The 22015-nt window shown below is 61.2% G+C and carries 13 protein-coding genes; all 13 read right to left on the minus strand.

All coding sequences use genetic code 11. The annotated features are described in order from the left end of the window. Positions 1–159 precede the first annotated feature (159 nt). Positions 160–1824 (minus strand): ThuA domain-containing protein, encoded by a 1665-nt coding sequence (locus tag Mal15_RS02755; protein WP_147866353.1) that lies wholly within the window; start codon positions 1822–1824, stop codon positions 160–162. A 469-nt stretch (positions 1825–2293) separates the two neighbouring features. Next, the gene (locus tag Mal15_RS02760) at positions 2294–3322 is read right to left on the minus strand and encodes a hypothetical protein (protein WP_147866354.1); all 1029 of its coding nucleotides are present in this window, start codon (positions 3320–3322) and stop codon (positions 2294–2296) included. A 103-nt stretch (positions 3323–3425) separates the two neighbouring features. Continuing rightward, entirely contained in the window at positions 3426–5456 is a 2031-nt protein-coding gene (locus Mal15_RS02765) for a M56 family metallopeptidase (RefSeq protein WP_147866355.1), read from the minus strand. After that, complete coding sequence (locus tag Mal15_RS02770; protein ID WP_147866356.1) at positions 5456–5839, minus strand: BlaI/MecI/CopY family transcriptional regulator; 384 nt, start codon at positions 5837–5839, stop codon at positions 5456–5458. The genes Mal15_RS02765 and Mal15_RS02770 overlap by 1 nt, the downstream gene beginning before the upstream one ends. 58 nt (positions 5840–5897) lie before the next feature. Beyond that, complete coding sequence (locus tag Mal15_RS02775) at positions 5898–8507, minus strand: glutamine amidotransferase (protein WP_147866357.1); 2610 nt, start codon at positions 8505–8507, stop codon at positions 5898–5900. Further along, entirely contained in the window at positions 8507–12061 is a 3555-nt protein-coding gene (locus Mal15_RS02780) for a DUF4175 family protein (protein WP_147866358.1), read from the minus strand. Before Mal15_RS02780 ends, Mal15_RS02775 begins: the two co-directional genes overlap by 1 nt. Continuing rightward, positions 12058–14127 carry a BatA domain-containing protein gene (locus Mal15_RS02785; RefSeq protein WP_147866359.1) on the minus strand — a complete coding sequence of 690 codons (2070 nt, stop codon included), beginning with the start codon at positions 14125–14127 and terminating at the stop codon, positions 12058–12060. Before Mal15_RS02785 ends, Mal15_RS02780 begins: the two co-directional genes overlap by 4 nt. Position 14128: 1 nt before the next feature. Beyond that, positions 14129–15073 (minus strand): DUF58 domain-containing protein, encoded by a 945-nt coding sequence (locus Mal15_RS02790; RefSeq protein WP_147866360.1) that lies wholly within the window; start codon positions 15071–15073, stop codon positions 14129–14131. After that, positions 15070–16149, minus strand: a complete 1080-nt coding sequence (locus Mal15_RS02795; RefSeq protein WP_147866361.1) for an AAA family ATPase — start codon at positions 16147–16149, stop codon at positions 15070–15072. The genes Mal15_RS02790 and Mal15_RS02795 overlap by 4 nt, the downstream gene beginning before the upstream one ends. Further along, positions 16146–17693, minus strand: coding sequence for an EF-hand domain-containing protein (locus Mal15_RS02800; RefSeq protein WP_167546607.1), 1548 nt, complete (start codon positions 17691–17693; stop codon positions 16146–16148). Before Mal15_RS02800 ends, Mal15_RS02795 begins: the two co-directional genes overlap by 4 nt. A gap of 191 nt (positions 17694–17884) precedes the next feature. Then, positions 17885–19195, minus strand: a complete 1311-nt coding sequence (locus Mal15_RS02805) for a DUF1501 domain-containing protein (RefSeq protein WP_233903245.1) — start codon at positions 19193–19195, stop codon at positions 17885–17887. Next, positions 19186–20787: a DUF1549 domain-containing protein gene (locus tag Mal15_RS02810; protein ID WP_147866363.1), complete on the minus strand. Its 1602-nt coding sequence runs from the start codon at positions 20785–20787 to the stop codon at positions 19186–19188. Before Mal15_RS02810 ends, Mal15_RS02805 begins: the two co-directional genes overlap by 10 nt. A 110-nt stretch (positions 20788–20897) precedes the next feature. After that, positions 20898–21728 carry a hypothetical protein gene (locus tag Mal15_RS02815; RefSeq protein WP_147866364.1) on the minus strand — a complete coding sequence of 277 codons (831 nt, stop codon included), beginning with the start codon at positions 21726–21728 and terminating at the stop codon, positions 20898–20900. Between the last annotated feature and the right edge of the window lie 287 nt (positions 21729–22015).

Below are 22015 nucleotides of genomic sequence, written 5' to 3' on the forward strand. Positions count from 1 at the left end.
CGCCAAACGGCTGATCATCGTCCGACATCAGCCGGTTCGCGCCAGCGTCCGGGCTTCTCCCTCGGCCTTAACCTAGCGGAATTGGCCTAAAGGCTAGACACCAACACGTCGGCCCGTGCCATTCGGATTGCGAACTGCGCGGACTCCTCGCGTCGTCCGCTACTGTTTCCCCGCGCCGGCGGCATAACGTTTGTTCTGTGCTTTCACTTCCGCCAACGTGTGTGGCGCCAACCCGCAAGCCCAGTGGATGCCGGCCGAAAGCAAGGCTTCGAATTGGGCTTGCGCGAAATCGTCGGCATGCCCCAGCGACGTGTAAAACGAACGACCGCCGTCGTTGCGGATAAATGTCCACGCGACCGGCTGCGGCGGCTGGCCGTCGACGATTCCTTGCATCAAAATCTGTGCACCTGGCAGCAGCGGCGCCGTCTTGTACAGCGAACCGCCGGGGAGGATGCCAGCCGCACCGCTGGCCGAAACGATCGGATCCTCGGCCGCATCGGCAGGCAACTGCAGCGTGGATTTCAAGTTGTTTCCGTAATGGTTGGTGTAGCTTCCGCCGAACACGTCGCCGTCGAATGATTCCCAAACCGCGTTTCCCGCCGGCGGCTGTTTCCCACGCAGCGAAAACGCGTGGCTGGCGGTGCGGATGCCGATCACGGGCTTTCCCTGCCGAACGAATTTTTGGATCAGCAAAAGGTCTCGCTCCGGCAAAGCACGTCGACGAACGCTCACCAACAAGGCATCGGCATCGGCCAGATCGCCCAGGGCCACAATCTTGTTCCGATCGGTCTCGCTGCCCCAGGCGACGTGAACACTGAAATGTTGCGACAAGTGTTTCGCCGCGAACGTGGGAAGCGTCTCGTTGGTTTGATACTCATTCTCGGCAATCAACATCAGTAGCCGGACACGATGATCGTCGGCAAAGCGAAATGCCCGACCGCCGAGCACCTGGTCGCTGGAGATTGTCGGGCAGACATGGCGTTCGATGTGGTCGACGATCAAATCCGTGCCGGTAAAGTGACTCGCATACGGCCATGCCCGAGGGTCGTACATCGTGTCGGTCAGGTCGCGGGCGAGCACCACGTTTTTGCCCGCCGATGCGAGTCGTCGCAAGCCGAAGGGTCGCCCCAGCACGCACATGTTGGTGTGGACACCGACCAAGATGACATTGTCGATCCCTCGGTCGGAAAGGATGCTCCAGATTTCCGTGCCGCTGTCGCTGATAAAGTCTTGTTGATCGTCAATCGTGATCGTATCGACTTGGCGTTGCCAGGGTGCACGCGGGTTCCGTCCGATCGCGACCAAACGGTCCGCCCACTGGCGGTGCTCCTGGGCATCGTCGTCTTCGCCGCCGGCGGATTGATCGATCGGATAGGCGGCGGCCTCTTCGCTGGGGATCTGGTTGCACCAGCTGGCGATGTCGTCGGGCAGCGTCGGCGCCTGCGGAACCGCCATCGCTCTCCCTCGCGCCGGATGGTCTTCGTACGCCTTCATGCAACTGCTGGGTGCATGGATGATCGTCACGCCTTGCTCCCGCAGCGTGTCACAAAACCGATCGATCCGCGGCGCCAATTGCGTCACGCGCCGGACCGCGTTGACGCAGTGATGGCTGTCCCACATGTCGCAGACGATGACGGCCGTACCCGCCGCGTCCCAGCGTTCGCTTCGCACCAGCCGATGGTAGCGCGACGATCCTTCGGCAGTCGGTTCCTGGTAGCGGAGATTCAGATCCAACGTCTGGGCGAAGGCTGCCGGTGTTGCAACACCTCCGAAGCAGAATCCGGTCACAAATAGCACCCAGAGGGTGAAGGGGCGGGAGATCATGGCGAGTGTTTAGGCGGGGAGGGAAGGAGCACACCGGTGCAGGCACACCGAAGCTTTAGAATAACCTTCCGAAGTGCGGGACGTGGGAGCGGTCCAGGGGAATTGGCACCAGAACAGGCCAGGCCAGGCCAGGCCAGGCCGGGAGTCGGGAGTCGGGAGTCGGGAGTCGGGAGTCGGGAGTCGGGAGTCGGGAGTCGGGAGTCGGGTAGGAAAATTTCGGAGGTAAGAAAATGATGAAATGCACGATCCATTTCTATACAGGTGATTTTCCTACCCAAAAATCTTCCTACTTAGGAGAGGGATGGCAGAATGATGGCGAAACGCCCAATGCCACCTACTTTCGATCACAAACTGAGCCGTAGGCGATAGCCTCGGGCCTTACAAGACTCGAAGGACAATCCAAGGCCCGCGGCTAGCGCCGTCGGCTCATAACGTAGGTGGCATTGGACGAAATGCCCCCGGTCGCTTGCTACTTTGATGATGACTGCAGCAAGACATAGCGGCTTCGAAACCCGTCCAGGTTGCGGCTTTGGATCAACGGCGGCTTGGCGATCGCAGCCTGCTGGGCCGCATCCTGCTCGGACGGTTCGGCTTGATCCTCATCCGTCTCCTCCTCTTCGCCGTCCTCGTCTTCGTCATCCTCCTCTTCCTCCTCGACGGGCAAGTAAGGGGTTTGCACCTCGCTGCCGCGGCCGTCTCCGTTGTCGTCCAGTTGGGCATGTTCGGTCTGCAATCGATCGATGGAACGAAACCGTGCGGTGATTTCAAGGTTCGTCGCAAGGTACAGATCCAACAGCGAAAGCGATCCGTCCCCGTCGACGTCTTCGAGCGATTGGGCTTCACCGCTACCGTCTAACACCGCCGCCAGCGCATACGGCATTTCGGTCGCGGTGAATTCCAGGTCGGCTTCGGTCGCGGTCAGGATGATGCGTCCGGGACGTGATAGCGGTTTGATCCAGAATCCGCTCAGCGGTTGAGTCAACCAGAAAACTTGTTCACGGCACTCGATACCCGCTGCCGCTTTTGCGAAGTCACTTTGGTTGAAATCACGGCCGGAAACATTGAATTGACTTTCGGCGCCGTAGGGATGCGAATGCCCGATCATCACGACCCAAAACGCATCGGCGGGTTTTAAGGTTTGGGCTGCCTGAGCGAACGCGGCTTCGAGTGTCTCGCGCGTGCAGATTCCGATCTCCGCATGCATCGGCTGAAGTTCCGCCTGCATCGTTTCATCACCGGCCAGGACCGTCAATTGATTCGGGGGCACGCCGAGCACGGATTGCGATGTTCCGATGAAGCTTTCGAGTGCCGCTGTCATTTGTTCGCGATGGAGGTCGTCACCGGGCAAACCGCAACAAACCAGCATGCGTCGGGCGACCGACCGCGATGAATCAATCCCGGTCGAGGATTCCGACGACTCTTGGGCGGCAATCGGAACGGCCGGCAAGACGCTACAACCGAGCACGAGCATCAGCCGAAACAATTCTCGATAGTTCATCGCAACAACTCGGGGGCGGGGATGGGGACGCTCAAGTGGGATAGGCTTCCAGCCTGTCGATCGAATCGGTGACAGGCTGGAAGCCTATCCCACTGTGTCTTGTTCATCGGGACGTGATGATCGATGGGGATGGTTGATCGCCAGACTCGTTTACATCCAGCACCGCATGTTGAGACAAAATGAGGGCTGAAACGTGATCCTTTTTCACCTGTCGGATCGGCTGGGAATCGTCCAGCGGACGAACGCTGCCGCTCCAACTGACGGCGAACCAATCGCCGCGAGGATCGGCCAACACCACGGCGGTCTGCGGCGCCAGTTCCATGCTTGCCTGCTCGGTCAGCGTTTGGCTGTCGAGCAGATGAAGTGTTTTCGGAGTCGACGTTTGCCGCCAGTCACCACACAGCACCGCGATCCATTGCCCATCGATCGACGAACGGATGGACTGGACGGCGACCGCATCGGGGCGTGAATCCGGCAATTGAGACTTGCCATTCCAGCGGGCCAGCGTCCGGCCGGATTGCAATTCCCAACGGATCACCGCTCCCGCCGAATCGGCCGAATAGACGCCGCCGTCGGGTGTGACCGCCAAGCTGGTCACGTCGGCCGTATGCCGGCCGAGCAATGAAACCGGCATCCCGGCCTTCAAGTCCCACAACCGAACATTCCCGGCGGCGTCGCCGATGATGACCCGCCCGCTGGCCGGGATCTCCGCGATAGCTGTCAAGTTCCGCTGGTCAAAGACGAGCGGATCGTCCGCGGATCGGTCGATGGCAAACCCCTCTCCGGCGATCGCGGTGAAGCGGTAGCCCGAGACGCCAAACGAGAATTCGCCCCAATGACGAATCGGAGTGGCGTTCCAGAATCCGCTCGGCGCGGCCGGCAATTCCGCTTCGTCCCACTCTTGGATCGGCATGTCGGATTCGAGGCTCGGCAGCGGCGCGATGCGTTCACGCTCGGCGATCACCTCCCGCTGGCGATCATGATCGCGCGGCAGTTGAAAGGAATAGACGTCGGGGTGGACCATCCAAATCGCCGCACATGCGAGTCCGCTGCCCCAGGTATGGAGGTGTGAATAGGATTGGTCCAACTCATTCCGCATCAACAATCGCAGCCGTTCTTCTAACGTTGCGGTCGGCTGCATCCCACTGGCAAACTTGGGCAACCCGGCTTGGTGATCGCTGATGAAGTCCACCACACGCAACAACGCTTCGGCGTATTGCCGCGGTTTGGTCCCCAGGATTTTGACGGCCCTGGCGTCACAGCACGCCTCCTCGTGGCGTTCGAGTTGCTTTTGGGCGAAATACACGCCGGGGAACCACCAATAGACCGCCGAGACCGACCATTCCAGCCAACGCACCCAATGATCGCGACGCAGAAAGTGCGCGGTCTCGTGCGCCAAAAACGATTTGCGATCCGCCGGCGACAGCGATTGCCACAACTGTTCGGGGCACACGATGATCGGTCGCGTCGCAAAACCGAACAGCATCGGTGAAACGTGGACGGAGACACGGACGACGCGCGGTGTCCGTCGGTCGATTCGCCAGCGGCTCTCACGCCGGACAATTTCGCGCACCGTCTCGGTCGCTTCCGCGTCTTCCTGCCCGCACTGGCCGATCAATTTGCGGAAACGAACCAAACGAAGGATGCCGTGAACGACCAATGCCAGGAAACCGCCCATCCAGATGGCGCACGCCAGGCACATCAAGCAATTCGAATTCAGCCAAGCAAACCTGGCGGAGGAAACGTCCCGCTCCGGACGAGAGGCGGCCGGGACGGCTGTCGCGGCGACCAGATCGTCGGAGGCCTGTCGGTCGAGCCCCGCGTTCTCCGCCTCATGGCCCGTACGCTCGCGCGAGACGGCTGAATCCGGTGTTGATCCACTTGAAGAATGGCGGCGCGTTTCCGATTGGGGGGCCGACGCAATCGCGACGGGAGATGCCGCCGGGTCGGTGGTGAAGGAGGGGATGGGCAGCGGTACGGAAACGATCGGCGGCGTGACCAGTTTGGCGAAGAACATGATCCACAGCGCATGGGCCAGCACCGCTCGGCGGCCGCAGCGACCGACGATGCATGCCAGCACGCCGATCAACGACGCCAGGCAAAGGTTACCGATGATCACTTCCGCGATCGTCATCACTCGGCATCCAAATCATCAAGGATCTTGCGGAGACGTTTGCGTTGACGCGAATTGAACTTGGCGGATTTGACCAGGTGCGTCAGCAACGTCGACATCGTTCCGTCACACAGTTCGTCGGCGGTCGCCTGCAATCGATGCGAGATCAAGTGATCCCGGTCGATCGCGGCTTGAAACTGGTGCGGCCAGCAATCGCGATCACGGGCGACACAGCCCTTGGTTTCCAGCCGTGAGATTAACTTTTGGACCGTCGCGATATCCGACGGGGTTTCGGCCCCGTAAAGCCATTTAGACAGCTGCTTCAGCGTCGCGCGTTCATGCTCCCACAGCTTTTCCAGGATCGCCAGTTCGGCGGCCGTTACATCTTTCGAAGGTTTTGCCATTGTTTCTTTGTCGGTCAGGATCGCCCAATCCACTGAGCGATCGGAAAGTGAAGGTCTCTCATGCCAGGCCCGAAATTCGCCGCCAAACCCATTCGGTCGATAGCAGACCGATTAAGCCTAGCCAAAGCCACGTACGATTCCATGCCGGGGACGCGTCAATGGTCGGCGGTCCGCGAAATTCTTTGCGGCCACGCAGCAACTGGCCCAATTGTTCGGGGTGGTCGAGCACCTGACCGCCGGAAACCGCCGCCACGCGGGCCATCAATTCCTGGTTGGGCAGCGGATTTTGTTGTTCGAACGGATCGCTCAGAATCTGGATCGCCAGTGACGTGCTGTCAACTTGGGTGCCGTGGTTAAATGAGGATTCGGTTTCCGCCCCCTCGTACGCGGTCAGTTCAATTCGCATCCCGCTGTCGCCGGCGGTCGCCGTTTCGCTGAGCATCAAGTCCATCTGGTAGTCGCCGGATTCCGGGTTCGACTTCAGCGGTAACTCTTCGCCCCAGGCGATCCGTGGCGCGACTTCGCCACTTTCGCGGACGACGTTGTCGGGCCACAACACGGGAGAATAAAGCGACATGTCGTCCAGCGATTCGGGTTCGAACATGGCCCAGATCCGATACTGCTGTGATCGACGCGCCGCTTCGTCATAGGCGGTTGCGCGGATCGACAGCCGCTGTCCCGGTCGGTAAAAGCGTTGGTTGGACTGGACGACCAATCGGCGGCGGCCCGTGGACGATTCTTCGGTGGCCCAGTAGACCAGATTCCGCCAAAGTTTTCCCGCCACGCGTTCCGGTTGGGCCCCCCAGGTCTGTGAGAGTTGCTCCAGAGCAGACCCCGACAACGAAGCGTTGGAAACGAGAACGCGACCCCGCCCGGCGCGCTGGACGATCATCACCGGCGCCCGATCGTCACGGCGCTGGGCCAGCACCGTCGCGTTGGCTTTGACCACCAGATTCGCCTCCCCGATCGCCAGATCCGGCAGCGCTTGCAGCAGTTGATCGTTGAGTCGTTTTTCGATCCTCAGTCGCCAGACCGGATGATTGGGGACCGTCACTTCAACGGCGGTGGGAACGGGGAACGCGGCGGCCGCCGATTCCAGCGTCACCGGCAACAGCGGCGCGATCGGCGAGTCTTGCCAGCCGCCGGCCGCGAGCGATGACGCACCGGTCACGATCAGCCCCCCACCACGGCCGTCGATCCACTGCGTCAACCACTGCTGTTGTTCCTCGTCCAACACCGCCGGCGTGACATCGCTGAAGATCACGCAGTCATAGGCGAACAGCTCGGCACGGGTGCGTGGAAATCCGCCGGTCGTTTGACTGGAACCGTCCGCGGAAAGTCGTCTCAGCGATTGGCCGCCCAGACTGATCAGCGTCGTGCATTCGACGTCTTCGTCCGCTTGCAACGCCGACTGAATCGAAACGGTCGACGTCGTCGTCGACGGTGACCCGCCGCCGAACGGTAGAAACTGACTGAGCAACGATTGTGTCCCGGTCGATGATTGGCTGTTCTGTAGACACAGCACCCGGACCTTGGTGCGATCGATCTCCACCCGCGTTTCGACCAGGTTGTTCCGTCGGGTTAGCTCGCCGTCGACCGGGTCGACCGAAACCACCAGGTCCTCGGCGCGTTCGTCGACGCGAAACGTCAACGATGCGGACTGTGCACCGCCGGAAAGCGTGATCGGAAGCGACGCCAACTCGTTACCCTCGTCGCCCTTGCGTCGGATGCGCACCGTTGTTGGTTGACCGGCGTATCCGAAGCTCCGCAAAAACACCTGCAACTCGTTTTCGGTGTACTTCCTCACTCGCGAGGGTACGACCAACGAGACGATCGCGATGTCTCCCGATCCCCCGGCTTGTCCGATCGGAACGACATGAATCGGCACGTCGGATTTGCCGAACAGCTCCGAGAGACGTTCGACCGATTCCGACGCTCGCACCCGCCCATCGGACAGCAACACGACTCCTGCCGACGACTTGGCGCTGACCTGTGGCATCAATTGACGCAGCGCATCGGCCAAACGTGAATCGGATGCTTCCGGACCGGGGATCGCATCGGCCGATTGTCCGATCCCGGATTCGGAAACCAACGTGATGTCCAAATCCTTCAGCCCGCGTCCATCGCCGGCGAGCAGTGCCCCATCGCCCGAAAGCAGTGCCCCATCGCCCGAAAGCAGTGCCCCATCGCCCGAAAGCAGGGACTGATTCAATCCTCCCGCGTCGGCGGATTGCCCCGACGTGTCGGGTGACTTGACCAGGGGTGACAAGCGGTGGCCGAACCGAAACGCTTGGACATCGCCCGAATACCCTCCACCGGCACTCTTTTGCGCCTCGCCGACAAACCGAATCGCTTGTTCCCAGCGGCTGATTTCGCCGCCCAACTGCATGCTTTGCGAACCATCGAACAAATAGATCATCGACGGTCGTGTCGTTTCACCGGCCTGTTCGTCGATCACGGTCGGCCCCAACAGGATTGCGATCAAGACGGCGACCGCGGCGGCGCGAATCACGATCAACCCGGTCCGGCCACTGACAAGCGACCGCCCCCAGAACACCCGCAGGACGAACCAGGCCAATAGACATGCCGCCGCCAACGCGATCCACCCTCGGGTCGAAAGCGGTGACGTCCACGAAAAGTACGTGGCGGCAAGAATCGATGCGCCCATCACTGCGTTCCTCCCGGGGCCGAGCCATCCATTTCCGAGGGATTGCCCGTCGCGAGCGTTTTGAAGTACCCGTCGACCGCACCGCGATACTCCGATGGGATCGGTGTCTGACGGTCGACCGCAATCTCCAGCAAGATGACTTGTTGGATCCGCTCGCGAAGCTCGGCGGCGACCAATCGTGCGCGGTTGGAAACGGAATTGGTTTCACGGATGGCCAAGCCGCCGGATGCTCGTGAAGCGCGGGCCATCGCCTGGCCGGTTGCGGTCGTTTGCGTCTCGTCTTCTTCTTGCGTTTGGTTGCCACCGAGCATCTCTGCAAGCTCTCGCAGCGATTCCTCTTGCAACTCTTGCTTCAGTGCACGCACCGCCCGCTCCGTTTCTGGATCCTCGTCTCCGCCGCCCCCTGATGCTTGATTGGCGATCTGATTGGCTTGCTGCTCCATCCGTCGCAGTCGGGCCAGTCGTGGCGTGACGAGCTGTTGGTACAGACGTTCAAGACGGGTTGCCGCTTCGGCGTATTCGACCGCTCGTTCCATTGCATCGGAGGCGACCTTTTCGTCCGTGGCCGATTTGGCGTCTTGGATCTGCTCGGCAGCGAATCGGGTCTCGTCCAACTGGTCCAAGAACTTGGTTTCTTCGACAAAGTTCTCAAGCTGATCGTTGACTTCGCTCATCTCGATGTCACCGATGTCGGCTTGCGATGCGATGACTTCGCCCAACGTTTCGCTGCGGGCGGCCATCCGCTGTGCCAATCGTCGCAGCGTCTCGTCATCGCTCGGGGCCGACTCCGCTTCCGCGCCGGCACTGGAGCGTGGGGGTTGCTGATCGCTGGTCGCAAGTTGATGCTCCATGCCGGCCATCCCGCTAGTCAGATCACGCAGCGAAGAAACACGTGTGACCGGTTCGGCAGCCGACAACGCTTCCAACTGCAACCCCAACTCGTCGATCTGGTCGCTGACGGTCAGTCCCCGGTCGGCCAAGGCATCCAGTTCTCCTTCGCGAGCTTGTGTGGCTAAATCATCCATCGCGGCCTGGGCATCATCCATCCGCTGGGTCATCAGCTCCGACCGAGCCAAACGTTCGGCCAGTGGCTCGCGGATCGCGTCGAGGCGTTCCAACAGTTCGATTTGTTGCTCGTACAGCGAGTCTTCGGGGGCGGGCATCGCCTCATCGTCGGCGTCCTCGTTTGTGCCATCATTCGGGGCGTCGCTTGATTCCTCATTGGCGTCTTCGCTTGACTGCTCGTTCGTCGCGTCCGATTCCGCTCCGGCCTCGCTCGGTTCGTTCTCGCCCGGTTCGTTTTCCCCGGCAGACTCCGCTTGGCCCGGTGGCGAATCGGTTTCGTTGTCCATGGCGCCCTCGGAGGGTTTGCCCTGTCCACCGGACGCCGAAGATGACGACGAAGCCGCCGATCTGGCATTCATTGCCAATTGGCGTTGCTGGCGGGCGATCTGTTTCAGCGAATCGGCCAATTCACGCTCGGTTTCCGGGCGGTCACGACGCAGCTTCTGTTGCAATTGACGGGCCAGCCTTCGCAGCGCCTGTTGCTGGGAGATCGTCATCCGCTTGGTCAACACGATCTCCAGCGTGCGTCGTGCTTCGGCGAGTGAACGGAGGGCTTCTTCTTCTTGCACCAGCGCCAGATCGAGTGATCCGACGGCCAAGGAGTCGGCCGCTTGCAGCATCGCGGCCTCGGCTTGGCTGAGTGCTTCGACGTCGTCGTTCCCTCGCGAGATAAAGAACTCCGCCAGGAAGCGGGTCAAATCCGCCAATTCGCTTTGGTTTTCCACCAGACGATCGATCGTTCCCAGTTGGGACGCGATCTCGGTTCCGCCGCGAATCAATTTTCGCGTCCGGTTGATCACGAAGCGTTCTCGCCGAATGATCTCGTCCAATCGAACCAGCACGCGTGACCCCGCGCCGTCATTTCCGCCGGGCGGATCGATCTCTTGATAGAACTGACGCAGCGGTCGAATGTCGATGTACCGCACGTCCGATTCGCTGCGATGGTTTCCCCAGGGGCGATTGTCCAGGGCATAGGCGTAGTAGGCGATGTAATCACGTTCGGACAACGCCAACGATTCCAGCGGCAACAACTCGGCCAACGCCAAACGCGTCTTTTCGCCTGCCATCGCGGACGATTCGTCAACGCCGGTTTCGGGAGCCCAGTCGGTCAACACGTATTCGTCGTCACCACCGAGCTGGAACGCGATCCCGGCCTCGATGATCCCGTAGTCATCGGAGACCTGGACCCCCAACGGCACCTCGGCCAAGGTGTGCACCTTGATTTCATCGCTCGGTTCCCGCCAACTGATCGTCGGTGCGGCATCGCGACGGATGCCCAGCCGACCGGTCACCGGTTCCATGGGCGTCCCGTCGACGCCGGAGCCGGAGAACCGCCAACGCAACGTTTCGTCGGCCGGCAAGGTGAACGCCCAACGCTTCCGGTCTTGGGGCGATTCGAGCGGGGTCGCGGAAAGCTGCGACGTCTTGGGACCAACCTCCAACGTCGCTTCTTGGAGCGGATGGTTCAGCTCGATCGAGACCGTGACCTCGGATCGTTCCAACACCGTCAGGTCGGGTTTGGAGAACACGCGGGTCTGCAAACCGGTGTATTCCGGCGGCTGGACGGCGATTTCGATTCTTTCGGTTTCGATCAGCGGTTGGACGTCGATTCGATGAACTGAGGTGATCTGTCCGCTGGAGACGAACTGGTATTCGATCGGCCAAGTCGCTTTACCCAGGTTGGTACGAAATGTTTTTCGTCGCTCGGTGCCAGCATGTTCATCATCAGCCAAGATTTCGCTCTCGATCCACTCGGGATCCAGTGCTTCCAGCTCGCCGTCCGCTTCGGTTTCGGTGCCTTCATCGGCAGCAGGGCGGAGTTCGCGGTAACGCAGCAACACGTCGCGGTTGGTCCGCCCGACCAGATCCACCGATACGTTGACCGGTGTTCCTTCCAACAGCGTGATGTCGCCCGGGGTGACCTTCAAACTGGTGTAAGGGCGGTCGATTCCGATCGCTCGCAGGATCGCCAGTCGCCAATCGCCACCGACGCCGACCAAACCGATCAAAACCGCCCCGATCGCCGCGGTGGCGATTGCCACCGAAACGAGCGTACGGACGGGGACCAGACGCGCCGGCGACGCGGATTCCCAACGACCGAGTGTTTGGTTCCCAAGCGCGGTCAACATCTCTTCGGGACCCTGCACGCGACCGCCGACGGTATCGAGCACGGTACGGATCCGTTGCCCGAAATCCTCGAACGATCGCTCGACGATCGCCGCAAACGTCTTTTGCCGAGTCTGTTGAAATAGCGAAACCGCTCGCCACAGCAGCCACCCGCCGGCGATCACCACTGCCGTCGCCATGGTGGTCGTCCGCCAACGCTGGTTCCATTCCCAGCGATAATCGATCAATCCCACCAGCACCCAAACGGCCAGCAGAAAACACGCCACGGCGACCGTCGCGGTCGCAAGACGGACGGCGAGGTAGCGTCGGCGCAGTGCCGTGAATTGCCGTGCAACTTGATAGGCAACATCGGGAGCGTTCATGCGGATGTCCGATTGGCAAGAGAAAACTCGGCGACTAACAAGACGACGGCCGCGGCGGCAAACCAGGGCCACAATTCATGTCGATACTCGCCCTGCACGGTCTCGGTCGGTTCGGCGGAACCCGGATCGGCGGGGGTGATTTGAAAGTGCTGGGCAAATTGGTCGGCCGCAACCCGCGTCGGGTCGGATTCCTTGGCCGTCGAATTGACGACGTAAAGCGCGCCGCCGGACTGCTCGAAACCCACGTTCTCAAACGTGACCGGCTTCACATCGCCCGAACGCGCCGAAACGGTTCGCAGATCCGTCGCGGCTGCGGTTTGTGCAACCGAAACGTCGCGGTCATCGCCGACGGTGCGGTAGCGAATCTTTCCTTCGCCGGTCAGTTGCAACAAGTCGGCTGCCATCTGATGTACCAGCGGCAAGTACAACGGGCTGGTCGGCCAATTGCCCCAACTGTCATCGGCACTGGACAGAAACCATGCGATCTCGCCTTGACCGACGCGGTGCCGCGTCAGCGCCGGTCGATCACCTTCAAAACGTGCCAGCACTTTGGTTTCGCTTGCCGGATCGATCCGCAAGATTTGATCGAACGACAGACGGCTGAGGTCTCCGGTTTGCGGGTCGCCGAACGGTGCCAACATCGAACTGGATGCTTCCAACGACGTGATTCGAAATGGCATCGCGCCGCTGCGCACCGGCTTGTGAATCTGTCCCGGTGCCAATCCGGACTGTTGCCACGCGGTGTAGGCTGACGCACCGGATTCACCTCCGTCGCCTGCGAACACCAGCAGCTTGCCGCCGGCGGTCACGTAGGATTCCAACCGTTCGATCGTTTGTGCGGGGACCGATCCGCAATCCGTTACCACCACAAGCTCGGTACGCGAGGGGTGGATCTCCGGCAACACGTCGTCGAACAAGAACACGGTTCGGGGATCAAACCGCCCCGACCGCTGCGGTCCGGTTTGGTCGTCCTCCGATGACATCTCAGCGGGGTCGCTGGTCTGGCGCAGTGCCGCGGTGACGTAATAACTTTCGGCCAGACGCTGACCGTCACGCGATCCACTGTCGATCACCACCACCGGCGCGGGCTCGGCGATCTCGAATGCCGTCATGCGACGATTGTCGATCGCCAAGTCGTCTTCGACATCCAATTGCATGGTCACCTGCCAGAGTCCCGGTTCAAGTTTGCCGAAATCGAAGGACAACTCTTGAGCCTGGCCGCCGGGCAGATTGATCGACTTTTTCAACCGCACGCTACGTCGGCCGTTGGTCGCGGTGGCCGTCATCGGGACCTCTTCCATCGGCAAGGTGCCGAAGTTGAACAGCGTGACGTTGGTGATCGCATCGCGCAGGGGCGAGAGTCGCTTGGACGCGGTCGTGACCGATTGAATCGCAAGGTTATTGGCCGCCGGTCGTCCGACATCCACGACACGCACCGGCACATGCTTGGGCATATCCAGCGAAGCCGATTCCAGGGCATCGGAGGCAAGACCGGACTGTTGAAGGTCCGACAGCAGGACGACGTCGGCGATCGCGTCGGGATTTGCCGCGATGCGGTCGCGTGCCCAGCGGAGCGCCGCCAAATAGTTCGTGTCCCCGACGACATTGCGAGGCGCAGTGACTCGGGCCGGATTGCCCTCGAACGGTTCGACGTCGGAATCGAACCAGCCCCACAGGACGGTCGCGTCGGTCCCCAGTTCGGCGGCAATGTCGGTGGCTTGGGCCACCGCATCATCGATCAATCGCCCGCCTTGGCCGGGCATCGTCATGCTGGCCGATCGATCGATCAGGATCACACGCAATCGATCACCGTCGCGACGAATCGATTCGGGTAAATACGGGCGGGCGAACAGCAACACCAATGCGGCGATCGAGGCCATCCGGGTTGCCAATAACAACCAACGCCGGATCTTGCGGCGTTGGGCGCCGTCTTGCATCACCTCTTGCAAGAAACGCATCGTCCCCAACTCCACACGGCGGACCTGCCAGCGGCTGAGCAGATGCACCAGCACTGGGATCGCGACGGCCAGACCGCCGATCAGGAATCCGGTTTGAATGAAGTTCATGTCAGGTCGTTCGTTTCACCAGGTAATCGACCAGCGCCGCGGTCGGCGGTTGATCGGTGGTCAGCTCGATACGGTCGACGCCCTGGTACAAACAGGCGTCATCCAGTTGATCGCACCACTGCTGAATTTTGTTCAAATAATCGGCGCGGATACTTTCCATGTTCGTCGTCAATTCGGCGGGGCTTTCCATGTCCAGCACGCGGTAACGTCCGCTGTCGGCCAGATGCCGTTCGAAGGGATCCAGCAAGTGGAACACGATCACCTCGTGCCCGCGGTGCCGCAATTGCTGCAGCCCCTTCTTGATGCCTTCGACGTCGCCGTCGACCAGATCGCTCAGGATCACGACCACGCCGCGGTGCCGGGCCAGCGCCGCGGCCTGTTCCAATGACTTCGAGAGCGCCGTGACCTTGGCTTCCGGCGTGGTCGACAACAGGCTCAAACAGTCTTCCCAGCGACCGGGTTTGGCCGACGGGTCCATGTAGTGGCGGACGCCGTCGTCGAACAAGCCCAGGGCGACCGCGTCACGCTGTTTGATCGCCAATGCGGCAAAGGCGGCGGCAAGCGTGGCCGCATACTCGTGCTTGGTCATCGCCCCGTCGACCTTGCACTGCATCGACCGACTGGCGTCGACAAACAAGTACAAATTGAGGTTGGTTTCGGCGTCAAATTCCTTGACGTACAGCTTCCGCTGGCGGGCGAACAGTTTCCAATTGACGTGCCGCAAATCGTCGCCGGGTCCGTAGCGGCGGTGCGAAGAAAATTCGACGCTGTAACCGATAAAGGGGCTGCGATGCAGGCCTTGCAGAAACCCTTCCACCACGCCGCGGGCTCGCAGTTCGATCGAACTGAGACGCGCCAGCTCGTCCGGCTTGAGCCAGTCGGGAGAGTTCGCCGCGGCGCCGGAGGAACGGCCCGGTGATCGGTCAGATGGGGGCGATGCGATCAAAAGACGTCCTCCTTGACGGCATCCAGCAGCGCATCGATCACGTCATCCGAATCCACGTTGTCGGCGCGGCCGTGGAAGTTCAGCACCAATCGGTGTCGCAGCACCGGATGGGCCAGCGCCGCGATGTCTGCAAAATCGACGTGGTACCGGCCTTCCAAGACCGCCCGCGCCTTGCCGGCCAAGACCAACGCCTGGCCGGCCCGCGGGCTGGCACCATAGGTCACGTACTTCCGCACCATTTCGACGTCCTGCCCGGTGGCGATCGCGACGCGGTCACTGGCCTGGGGCCGCGTCGCCGCCACCAACCTGGCCGCGTACATGATGACGTCGTCCGATACCGGCACGCTGCGGACGATCTCTTGCAACTTCAGCAAGTCGGCGGACGACAGCACCGCCGACGGCTGAAACGTTTCGGTTCCCGTCGTGCCGCGGATGATGTCCGCTTCTTCCTGGATCGTTGGATAGCGGACGCGGATGTTGAACATGAATCGATCGACCTGGGCTTCGGGCAGCGGGTACGTGCCTTCCATCTCGATCGGGTTTTGTGTGGCCACCACGAAAAACGGCGGGTCCAACTGATAGGTCGTGTTGCCGACCGAAACCTCGTGTTCCTGCATCGCCTGCAACAAGGCGGCTTGCGTCTTGGGCGGCGTCCGGTTGACTTCGTCGGCCAACAGAAAATTAGTGAAGATCGGCCCCGGGACGAATTTCAACTGGTGACCGCCGCCACCTTCTTGTTCTTCGATCACATCCGTGCCGGTGATGTCCGAGGGCATCAAATCCGGCGTGAACTGGACGCGTTTGAATTTCAAATCCAAAGTCGACGACAACGTCCGCGCCATCAGCGTCTTGCCCAACCCGGGCACGCCGTGCAACAGCACGTGGCCGCGGCAAAGCAGCCCCAGCAGCAACAGATCGACGACATCCTGTTGGCCGACGATGACCTTGCCGACTTCCTCGCGAAGCTGTCGGCGGGATTCGCGCAGCTTGTCCACCTGGTCGAGCAATTGGCCGTTGCTTGACGGCGAAGTCTGGGAACCCTGGGGCGATGACGCGTTGTCAGTTGTGGTACTCATCCGGCTAGCTTGTCTGCGTTGGAGGCTTCGGCTTTGTCGATCAGGTCGTCCCGATCTTGATCTAATTGGTGAAAGACGTCTCGCGGTCCCAGGAATTCGTCCCAGGTCAGGTCACCGTCTCCGTTGCGGTCCATTCGCTGGAACCAGATCGGACCGCTGGGCGGTGCCAACAGCGCCTCCGGCGTTTCGGCCGAAGGGCGATCGACACGACCGAACAGGCTGACCCCGCCGCGTTTGATTTCGATGCGATAGGAGGCGGTCATCCGTGACGGATTGATCTGGGGCTGGTCACCGGCGACTTGCATCAACGTCGATTCACAAGCACGTAGTTCGCGAATCGAAATTCGTCCGTCGGCGTTGACGTCCAATAATTGAAAGAACCCGTTGCCCGTGTCCAGCAACGTGACCTGGCAGGATGTCGACGCCGGTTCGGTGTACTCTTTGACGTAATCCATCATTTCATCGGCAAACACACGGTCGTCACCGTCTTTGTCCATCGCGTCAAACAGGTACCGTTCGAACCGCTGGTGTTCGACGATTTCGTCCCGGTCCAAATAGCCGTTGGCGTCGACGTCGATGGCGTTGAAGGCGTCCGACGCGTTGGAAATCGCTTCGGCCATCGGGTCGCGGTATCGATAGCTGACTCCCAACGACATCGAATCCCGTTTGATGCGGACCAAGTCGTCGCGGGCGGTGATCGCGTTGTCGTCCGAATGATCCAGCACCGTCATCGCTTTTCCGCTGGTGTCGTTCAAATCAACACTCAACGCCAGATCCGGCTTCATCGACGCGATGCCGGACAACTCTTGCATGCTCAACCGCCCGTTGCCATCGCTGTCCAGTCCCGCGATCCGTTGCTCTTTCCAACCCAGCTCTTCGGCCGTCAAGTGCGCATCGCGGTCGCGGTCGTAACGACGCACCAAACGCGCCGGCAAGATCGGCTCAGCCGCGTTGCGGAGCAACTCGGCGTGCACCGATCCCGGCGGTTCCTGATCGATGGCATTGACGATCACGCCGTTCAGCATGTCGGTCGATTCATTCAAAAATTCGTCAAACGTGATGCACTGGTCAAAGTCGATGTCGCGGGCGGCGATGCCGGACGCAGCCAACCGCATCTCGCGGCGATCGATCAACCCCGACTGGTCTTGATCCAACACGTTAAACACGCTCAGGTCCTGCTCGGCCAACGCATTGTTTTGACGATAGGTGACCAGCTGGCCGGCCGCCCGGTCGACTGCCAACGCCAGTTCCTGATCGGTGAACGGACGCTTGCTGCGCAGCGAGGCGAGAAACTTGTTGCCTTCAAACCGTCGCGACGTGGTGAACAACGGATGATTACTCGTTTCGCCGCGGCTGACCTTTCCGTCCATGTCCGTGTCCAGCATGGTGACCAGCCGGGTGAGGTAGTCTTGCCGTGTTTGTTCCAACGATTTCCCGTCGCTGGTGATTCGGATCCGCAAATGCAGCGGCCCGTCGGGCAGCAGCAGCAACATGTCATGCACACCGGTGGCAGGATCCGCGGGGGCGCTGTCTTTCGCTGTCAAGGTGACCGGGAAAAACAGTATGGCAAGCACCCATGCCGAACGCTGCGCACCGATGTAGCGACGCTCGCCAGAGCGTGGTCGGCATGCACCGCCGCAACGACGTTGGCCAAAGCGTGGTCGGCCCGCCGTCTGGCGACGGCAGCGACGAACCGATGGCCGCCGTTTTGTTTGCTGCCTCAACCCGTTACCTCTCATCCGAGCAACTCCCGAATCGGTGTTCCGCCTTCGTCGACCAACGGGATCGGCCGGTTGCCCATCGCGTTGTCGCCGCTTGAATCGATGCCGAGTGCTTCGAGCATGGTGGCGTACAGGTCGCTTGCCGAAACCGGGTTGTCGCTGACCTCCATGCCGTCGGCCGAGGTCTTGCCATAGACTTGGCCGCCGGCGATCGCACCGCCGCCCAACGCCACGCTCCAGGCATCCGGGAAATGGTCGCGTCCCCGGTTGGGGTTGATCCGCGGGGTGCGTCCGAATTCGCCCATCCAGACCACCAGCGTCGATTCCAGCATGCCACGATCCCGCAGATCACTCATCAGGGTCGTCCAGGCCGGATCCAGGACTTCGCACATCGAACTGACGGTGCTGAAATTGTCGACGTGGGAGTCCCAAGAACCTTGACCGGCCGCGTCGAGCGAGACCTCGACAAACGGCACGCCGCGCTCGACCAGCCGACGCGCCAGCAGACAGCCCTGGCCGAAACGATTGCGACCATAGGCGTCACGCAATTCCGTTTTCTCCTCATCCAGATCGAACGCCCCCTCGCCACGCGTTTCCACCATCCGCATCGCCTGGTCGTACACCGACGCGTGCTTGAGAGCGGCCGCAGACGATTGGGGCGAACCCCGACGCAACATCTCCAACAACCCTTGGCGTTCGGACAGCGCGTCGGGGTTTCCGCCGGCGACGTCCAGGTTTTCGACCGTCAAATTGGCGCGGGTGTTGGGGTCGTTGCTGGCTCCGGAGACGACCAGGGGCGAATGGTCGGGACCGAGAAAACCGGATCCCAGATTGCCGAATCGAAACGGCGCGATCGAAACGAACCCGGGCAGCGGAGATCCGGCCGGTTTGAGCCGGTGCGAGATCAACGAACCGAACACGGGATAGTCGGTCATGCCGCCCATCGGGCGATAGCCCGTCATCATCAACTGTGTCGCTCGGCCGTGATCCCCTTCGCGTGTCTTCATCGAACGCACCAGTGCGACATCCTTCATCTGCGTCGCCAGCCCCGGCAGATTTTGGCTCAGCTCGATCCCCGGCACGGCGGTCGAGATCGCTTGGGTGGGGCCGCCGTTGCGGTGCCCCGGTTTGGGGTCCAGCGTCTCCATTTGGCTCGGCCCGCCGGCCATCCACAACAAGATGCATGCCTTGGGCGGACGTTTTGTTCCGGCCGCCATCGCCAGCTTGGGCAACCACGGCGAACAACTGATCCCACCCACCGATGCGGCGGCGATGCGAAACAGATCGCGTCGTGAAAACGTTTCGAAAGGTCGCGTCATCGACATAACACAAACTCCGGGCTGTTGAGAAGCGCCCACAGGATTTCGCCGAACGCTTTGCGGCGCATCGTTTCGTCCGGCTTGTTGTCCAAGTACTCGGTCAGCGATTGTTTTTCCGCATCCGACGGCTCGCGCGTCAGCACCGCCAGGTAAAGTGTTTCGATCCGCTTGTCCTCGTCAAAGAACGGCGATTCGACCACCGCACGCAACAGCCGACTGCGGTCCAAGTCGATCGCGTCGGAGGTGACCGGTCCGTTCATCATCATCAATGCTTGCGGGATCCCCGACGCATAATCTTCCGGCGTCTCGCCGATCGCTTCGCCGAGCCGGTTGACCATCTGGAGGCGGGCGCCGGTCCAGCGGGGGGCCGCCGGATCGATCCGGCTGATCGGCAAATGAAGCGACTGCTCCAACGAATCAAACACCTGCTCGGGACTGATCACTTTCAATTCCCGCCGAAAAGTCTCTGCGGATCCGGACTCCGACATCACGCGTGCAGCATACCAGTTCGTTTTACAGATCGCCGCGATCAGCCGCTGAACATGAAAGCCGTCCTCGGCGAATCTCTTTCCCAGATCATCCAGAAACTCGCGTTCGTCGGGGCTGGCCAGGTCCAAGTTCTCGATATCGGCGTACAGCCCGCGGCCGACCAACAGTTGCCAGAACCGGTTGACCGCGGTTGCCGCAAAATTCGGGTTCTCGGGCGACGTCATCCAACGGGCCAGGCGGACTCGCGGCGCCCGCGACGCGTCTTCGATGGTGTCGTCCTGCCACAGGAACTTTGCCGCATAGGTCTGCCCTTCGAATCGGATTTCACCGCTCTTGCCCGTCGGGCGTGATCCGTCCGGATCGCCCCCCGCCGGGCTCATGTCGCTGTAGAACGCCGCCAGCCCCCAGAAATCATGCTGCTTCCAATCCGTGAAGGGATGGTCGTGACACTGCGCGCAATCCAATCGCACGCCCAGCATCACCCGCGATAGATTGCCCGCGTAATTTTCCGGCGTGCCGCCGACCAACTGGTAATACCCGCCCGCAGAAGCCGATGACTGAATCTGCGCGATCTCGCGCATCATCTCGTCGTACGGCTTGCCCTCCCGGAACGCATCGGCCAGCCATGTTTCCAGGCCCTGGACCGAACCGTTGACCACCGTGCCCGGCGGAACCAAGATCTGACGCCAATGACGCGCCAAGCTGGACGCCGAAAGCCGTGTGTACGTCTCGCGGCGCGGCCCTTCGCCGAAGACCAGTTCGTTCACCAGCAAGTCGCGACGATCTTCACCGAGCGTGCGAAAATCGCGGATCTCCGAAACGCTGGGCACGCGCCCGACCAGATCCAGGTAGACGCGTCTGACAAAGGTCAGGTCATCACACTTCTCCGGCGGCTCGCCCCAGACCCGTTCGCCCCGCTGGTCGATCCACCGCGACAGCTCGTCGCCCTGGGAGTCCGCCGATGCGGGACTCGGTCGCAACGCCGCGACGGCCAATAGGAATGTCGCGAATACGACGAGCCGGACAACGTGACTTTCGTTCGGAAATACCGCCAACCGCCGTGCACGCGTCGCTACGTCAAAGTGGCGCTGTCCAGCTAGCTTGTTCATTGAATGGCCCTTTCACCCGTGAGGTGCGATCACGCCAGCGGCGCGATCGCTTTGCCGGAACACCTGCCAGTTTAGACATGGGGTCTAAAGTTGTCAAGTCAATTTGATAATTAAAACGATCGGTAGACGTAATAAGGCGTGCCCGGCCGCTGAATCGCCCAGTTCGTCTCCCACACGATCGCGTCACCGTGACGGACTTGCGTGGGAACGATGCTCATGCGGGCCAGCGCGTATTGCCACACCTGACGGTCGCCGACTTTGACGGCCTCCAGTAACAACAGCACTTCCGGATCGGTGCCCTGGACGAAGGTAAACACCGCGCCGTCGATCAATTCGGCTTCGCCTTCGTCGATCTTCACGGCCGCCTTTTCATCCAGTTCGTAACGATAGACCGGCGTGTCGAGCAGACGCAGTTCGATCGGATTCTTTTCCGGCGGCACCAGTCGCGAGGTGAAATTTCGAGCTAAGACTCGCATTTGCCGTCGTCGCAGCAATGGCGATCGGGCCGGTGAGGGAGCGCCCTCCAACAATTGCCAGCGGATGCCGGGTTCGCCAGGCTGCCACACCAGTTGGCCGTCATTATCGGCGGTCAGTGACTGATCGGACAGCGATTGGAATTCAAGATCGATGATGTGCTCGCCGTTGGGGTACAGGCAGAGCGCGACCTGGGGCCGCCCGGACGCGGTCCACAAGAACATCGCCCCGGCAGTGGTCTGCCGCGCGGGATTGCTCCAGCTGAGTGCCGGTTGGCGGTGCAGCACAAACGGATCCTGCGATCGCCCCGCCGGTGCGATCGAAATCTGTCCCGCCATCTCAAAAAATCGGTTTTTGAATTCGTCGGGCTTTTTCTCTTGAGTGTCCTGGGCGGTGACGGTTGCGGGGGCGCACAGCAGCAGAATCGCGCCGGCCAAAAACACACACAAAGTTTGAGAGCGATTCATGGGGCGGAGAATTCGCAAAAGAGAACAATGCAAAATTAGAAGCATTGTCTAATGTGGCAGCCCGCGGCACGGCTGTCAACTTTTTTGGTCCTCCCGCCATCGAGCAAAAGGCGAGGGGTGCATCGAGCGGTCCTGCGTGATGCTGTTCAGGCTTTAGCCCAATCCCGCCAAGTTCAGCATTGCTTACCTCAGCGATGGGCCCGTAGGCTCGCGTTCCATGCCGTCTACTCTGTGAGCCGACGGCGCGAGCCGCGGATTGCCCTTCGAGACTTGTGAGGCCCGAGGCT

It is taken from the genome of Stieleria maiorica, assembly GCF_008035925.1.
Lineage (GTDB): Bacteria > Planctomycetota > Planctomycetia > Pirellulales > Pirellulaceae > Stieleria > Stieleria maiorica.

Coding starts and splice junctions, on each gene's coding strand:
- Mal15_RS02755 (WP_147866353.1), bottom strand. CDS start 1,824: ATGATCTCCCGCCCCTTCACCCTCTGGGTGCTATTTGTGACCGGATTC.
- Mal15_RS02760 (WP_147866354.1), bottom strand. CDS start 3,322: ATGAACTATCGAGAATTGTTTCGGCTGATGCTCGTGCTCGGTTGTAGC.
- Mal15_RS02765 (WP_147866355.1), bottom strand. CDS start 5,456: ATGACGATCGCGGAAGTGATCATCGGTAACCTTTGCCTGGCGTCGTTG.
- Mal15_RS02770 (WP_147866356.1), bottom strand. CDS start 5,839: ATGGCAAAACCTTCGAAAGATGTAACGGCCGCCGAACTGGCGATCCTG.
- Mal15_RS02775 (WP_147866357.1), bottom strand. CDS start 8,507: ATGGGCGCATCGATTCTTGCCGCCACGTACTTTTCGTGGACGTCACCG.
- Mal15_RS02780 (WP_147866358.1), bottom strand. CDS start 12,061: ATGAACGCTCCCGATGTTGCCTATCAAGTTGCACGGCAATTCACGGCA.
- Mal15_RS02785 (WP_147866359.1), bottom strand. CDS start 14,127: ATGAACTTCATTCAAACCGGATTCCTGATCGGCGGTCTGGCCGTCGCG.
- Mal15_RS02795 (WP_147866361.1), bottom strand. CDS start 16,149: ATGAGTACCACAACTGACAACGCGTCATCGCCCCAGGGTTCCCAGACT.
- Mal15_RS02805 (WP_233903245.1), bottom strand. CDS start 19,195: ATGTCGATGACGCGACCTTTCGAAACGTTTTCACGACGCGATCTGTTT.
- Mal15_RS02810 (WP_147866363.1), bottom strand. CDS start 20,787: ATGAACAAGCTAGCTGGACAGCGCCACTTTGACGTAGCGACGCGTGCA.
- Mal15_RS02815 (WP_147866364.1), bottom strand. CDS start 21,728: ATGAATCGCTCTCAAACTTTGTGTGTGTTTTTGGCCGGCGCGATTCTG.